The following is a 4,503-nucleotide window of genomic DNA, read 5'->3' on the forward strand; positions in this document are numbered from 1 at the left end:
AACCCTGGTTTCGGTTTTTTTTGCACTTATCAACACTATTATTAAGTTTTCAACAAGTGAATTGTTGATTACCGGTTAATTAACTAACCATTCTAATATTAAGATGCTCTTAACAAATTTTATACTTTCGTAATATGGATAAAATGACCGCCCCGCAGCAATTTTCGGCAAAAAAAAGTAATGTTATTAGCCTTGAAAAAGGCAAGCTTCCGCCACAAGCTGTTGATTTAGAAGAAGTTGTGTTGGGGGCGATGATGATAGATAAAAAAGGGGTAGATGAAATAATTGACATCCTAAGCCCTGATGCTTTCTATAAAAACTCCCATAAATTAATTTTTGAAGCAATACACAAGCTCTTCGAAAATACTGAGGCGATTGACTTATTAACCGTTTCTAACCAATTAAAGAAAGATGGTAATTTTGAAAAAACCGGCGGCGATTATTACCTCATTCAATTAACCCAAAAAGTATCATCTTCTGCCCATATTGAGTTTCACGCTCGTATAATTCTTCAAAAATATATTCAGCGTAGCCTTATTAAAATTTCAAACGAAATTATTGAGGAAGCTTACGATGAATCTACCGATGTTTTTGACCTTTTAGATAGCGCTGAAGCCAAATTATATGAAGTAACCCAGGGGAATATTCAAAAATCTACCGAGACTGCCCAGAGTTTGGTAATCCAGGCAAAGAATAGAATTGAAGAAATCTCGAATAAAGAAGGTTTAAGTGGTGTTCCGTCAGGATTTGATAAGTTAGACCAGTTAACTTCCGGTTGGCAGCCCAGTGACCTTATTATTGTTGCAGCGCGTCCAGGTATGGGTAAAACGGCTTTAACTTTATCTATGGCCAGGAATATTGCGGTTGGACAAAATATGCCGGTGGCATTTTTCTCTTTGGAGATGTCAGCCGTGCAGCTAATTACCCGATTAATTTCTTCGGAAACCGGTCTTTCATCAGAAAAATTAAGAACCGGAAATCTTGAAAAGCACGAATGGGAGCAACTTAACGTAAAGGTAAAAGATCTTGAAAATGCTCCTTTATTTATAGATGATACACCTTCACTTTCTATTTTTGACCTTAGAGCAAAAGCCAGGAGGTTGGCTTCCCAACACGGGATCAAGCTTATTGTTATTGATTATTTGCAGTTAATGACGGCTGGTGGAAGCCAAAAAGGTGGCGGAAACAGGGAGCAGGAAATATCAACGATCTCCCGTAACCTTAAAGCTTTGGCTAAAGAACTTAATGTCCCGGTAATTGCACTTTCTCAGCTATCGCGTGCGGTAGAAACCAGGGGTGGCAGTAAGCGACCATTGCTTTCTGATCTTAGGGAATCTGGAGCGATTGAGCAGGATGCCGATATTGTATCCTTTATTTATCGTCCAGAATACTATAAAATTGAAGAATGGGATGATGAAGAAAGAACACCAACCGATGGGCAGGGTGAATTTATTGTAGCCAAGCACAGAAACGGTGGACTGGAAAATATACGTCTTAAATTTATTGGTCATCTTGGTAAATTTGATAACTTAGAAGAGTTCGATTCGCCTTTTGAATATCATTCCAAAATGAATACAGGAGAGAATGATGAGAACGAATTTAATTCTCCAAACCTGCCAAATCCCAGTGCAAACGAAGCTTTTGGTAGCTCGATGAATAGTGGGTTTAATAATGATGATGATGACGAAGTTCCATTTTAAAAATTCTGAAAAAATAAGTAAGACTAAGTTTAATAATATTGTTTTAAAAGACCAGAAAAACGGGGAATTTACCGTTCTTCTGGTCTTTTTTGTTTTCCTGACTTTAAATTCTTTTAAAGTTTCAGCCTCACAATTGCTAATTCCTATGGATGGAGACTCTCAAAGGAATCATTTAAAAGCCTACGGAATAACCTATTTTGCTTTAGAAGAAGAGTTAGAAGTGAGATGGTTGCTGAATTATCGCGGTGGTTCCTTTTTAATTTCAGATACCGAAGAATTACGTAAGGAATGCCAAATACGTGGAGTTTCTTTTGAAATAATAAGTGATAATAAAACACAGTCGATTTTAGAAGAAATCAGTAGTCCTTCCCAGAATATGGAAACTGTGGTGTTAGAGAAAGCTCCAAAAATTGCGGTGTATTCTCCACAGGGGAATAAACCCTGGGACGATGCGGTGACTATGGCGCTGACTTACGCCGAAATTCCTTATGAAACCATCTACGATGAAGCCGTATTAAATGATGCGCTCATTTTATATGATTGGCTGCATTTGCATCACGAAGATTTTACCGGCCAGTACGGGAAATTCTATAGAACATTTAGAACTACGCCCTGGTATATTCAGGAAAAAGAAGAAGCTGAGGCCTTAGCACAGAAGTTGGGATATAATAAGGTTTCCGAAGAAAAACGGGATGTTGCTTTAAAAATTAGAGATTATGTTGTTGGCGGCGGCTTTATGTTTGCAATGTGCAGCGCTACCGATAGTTTTGATATTGCCCTTGCTGCAAAAGGAGTAGATATTGCCGAAACTATGTTTGATGGCGATCCCAGCGAACCCGGTTATCAATCTAAAATAGATTTCAGTAAAACATTCGCCTTTACCGATTTCACCCTGGAACGCAGCCCGATGGTTTACGAGTTTTCCTCTATAGATATGACTGCTAAAAGAAATATTCCGAAGGAAACTGATTATTTTACGCTGATGGATTTTTCAGCAAAATGGGATGTGGTGCCTACAATGTTAACTCAAAACCACACGCGATTGGTTAAAGGATTTATGGGGCAAACAACAGCTTATAATCCCAATAATATTAAAGCCAATGTTTTGGTGATGGGCGAAAGTAAATTAAATGGTGAAGCTCGTTATATTCACGGAATAAAAGGAAAAGGGTTTTTTACTTTTTACGGAGGCCACGACCCTGAAGATTATCAGCATAGAGTAGGGGATCCAAAGACCGAACTTGATTTGCACCCAACTTCCCCGGGTTATAGGCTAATTTTAAATAATGTACTTTTCCCGGCGGCGAAGAAAAAGCCTCAAAAAACCTAAAATGAAACTAAGTCTTTTGTTGAAAATCTTAAGTGTCATCAACTTGATTTTGGTGGTATTTCTCATTTTAGATCTGACTAATGTAATTACATTGCCTTCTTCAGTATATGGAATATTATTAATTTCAGTCGGAATTTTAACTGCAACAGGAATTTATCTAAAAGAAAATAATAAGAAGTAACTATGAAATTTCTTCAGAAGGAAATAAAATTAAAAGCAAGATCTAGAGGATTTCATTTGATAACCGAAGAAGTGGAAAGTCAAATGCAGGAATTAAAAGAAATTAATTCAGGAATATTAAATGTGTTTATAAAACATACTTCAGCAGGAATAACCATTAATGAAAACGCCGATCCTACGGTGCGTGAGGATTTCGAAAGTCATTTTAACGAAATGGTGCCAGAAAATATGCCGTATTACAAACATACGTTGGAAGGATCAGACGATATGCCGGCGCATATTAAAGCTTCCTTACTGGGAAGTTCACTTCAGATTCCTGTAACTAATGGAAAATTAAATATGGGAACCTGGCAGGGAATTTATTTGGCGGAACATAGAAATAATGGAGGTTCGCGAAAATTGGTTTTAAGCCTTTACGGGATTTAAGTTTATTACGGTTGCAAGGAACTGTGTAGGGAACAAAGAAGCCGCGAATTCACTAATAAGTTCTATAAGAATTTTTGTGTATTAGTGGTAAAAAAAGTGTGTCATTTATTTAGTACACAAATTAAATCAGTCGTTTGTAAACTCATCGAAAAATAAAAACAAAAAAAATCCGGCTCAAAAGAACCGGATTTTTAAATAAGAGAGTATATAACTAATTTGTAATTACTTTACTTTATCTACAATCGCTTTAAAAGCTTCTGGATGGTTCATTGCCAAATCGGCAAGTACCTTACGGTTTAAACCTATTCCACCGGCTTTAGCAGCTCCCATAAATTGAGAATAAGACATACCGTGTTCACGGGCTGCAGCGTTAATACGCATAATCCATAGTGAACGGAAATTACGCTTCTTTACTTTACGGTCTCTGTATGAGTAAAGCATAGCTTTCTCAACCGCATTTTTTGCTACTGTCCAAACGTTTTTACGACGTCCGAAGTAACCTTTTGCTTGCTTAAGAACCTTTTTTCTTCTGGCTCTCTTTGCAACTGAATTTACTGATCTTGGCATATTTTTATGTGTTTTGTAGCAGGCGGTCGATAATCGACACTTTTAACTTAAACTTCAATCTTTCACACTAAGCGCGATCGAAGTGTTGCCCAACTCCAGGGTTTTTAAATTAATTAAACCGTTAAGAGCTTATTGTTACTTTAAACGCAACATAAGTTTAACATTGTCCTTATCTGCATCGTGTACTAAAGTACTATGCGTTAAGGCTAGCTTACGTTTTTTAGACTTCTTTGTTAAGATGTGACTTTTAAACGCGTGCTTTCTTTTTATTTTACCAGTACCGGTAAGCTTAAAACGCTT

5 protein-coding genes are annotated in these 4,503 nt (G+C 37.0%); 3 read left to right on the forward strand and 2 right to left on the reverse strand.

From position 1 onward, the window contains the following. The first annotated feature begins 134 nt into the window (after nucleotides 1-134). From dnaB to AACZ30_RS13045, 3 genes are all read left to right on the forward strand, one after another. Nucleotides 135-1,700, forward strand: a complete 1,566-nt coding sequence (gene dnaB / locus AACZ30_RS13035; RefSeq protein WP_339649880.1) for a replicative DNA helicase — start codon at nucleotides 135-137, stop codon at nucleotides 1,698-1,700. After that, a complete protein-coding gene (locus AACZ30_RS13040) occupies nucleotides 1,681-3,030 on the forward strand; it encodes an asparagine synthetase B (protein WP_339649881.1) in 1,350 nt (449 codons plus the stop codon). Before dnaB ends, AACZ30_RS13040 begins: the two co-directional genes overlap by 20 nt. Nucleotides 3,031-3,213: 183 nt before the next feature. Further along, complete coding sequence (locus tag AACZ30_RS13045) at nucleotides 3,214-3,636, forward strand: secondary thiamine-phosphate synthase enzyme YjbQ (protein WP_339649882.1); 423 nt, start codon at nucleotides 3,214-3,216, stop codon at nucleotides 3,634-3,636. Between the two features lie 222 nt (nucleotides 3,637-3,858). Here AACZ30_RS13045 and rplT read toward each other — a convergent pair whose 3' ends face one another. Then, a complete protein-coding gene (gene rplT, locus AACZ30_RS13050; RefSeq protein ID WP_057481181.1) occupies nucleotides 3,859-4,203 on the reverse strand; it encodes a 50S ribosomal protein L20 in 345 nt (114 codons plus the stop codon). Nucleotides 4,204-4,338: 135 nt separating this feature from the next. Then, nucleotides 4,339-4,503: 50S ribosomal protein L35 (gene rpmI, locus AACZ30_RS13055; protein ID WP_339649887.1), on the reverse strand; the 165-nt coding region annotated here is incomplete at its 5' end.

The organism is uncultured Salegentibacter sp., assembly GCF_963972535.1.
Taxonomy (GTDB): domain Bacteria; phylum Bacteroidota; class Bacteroidia; order Flavobacteriales; family Flavobacteriaceae; genus Salegentibacter.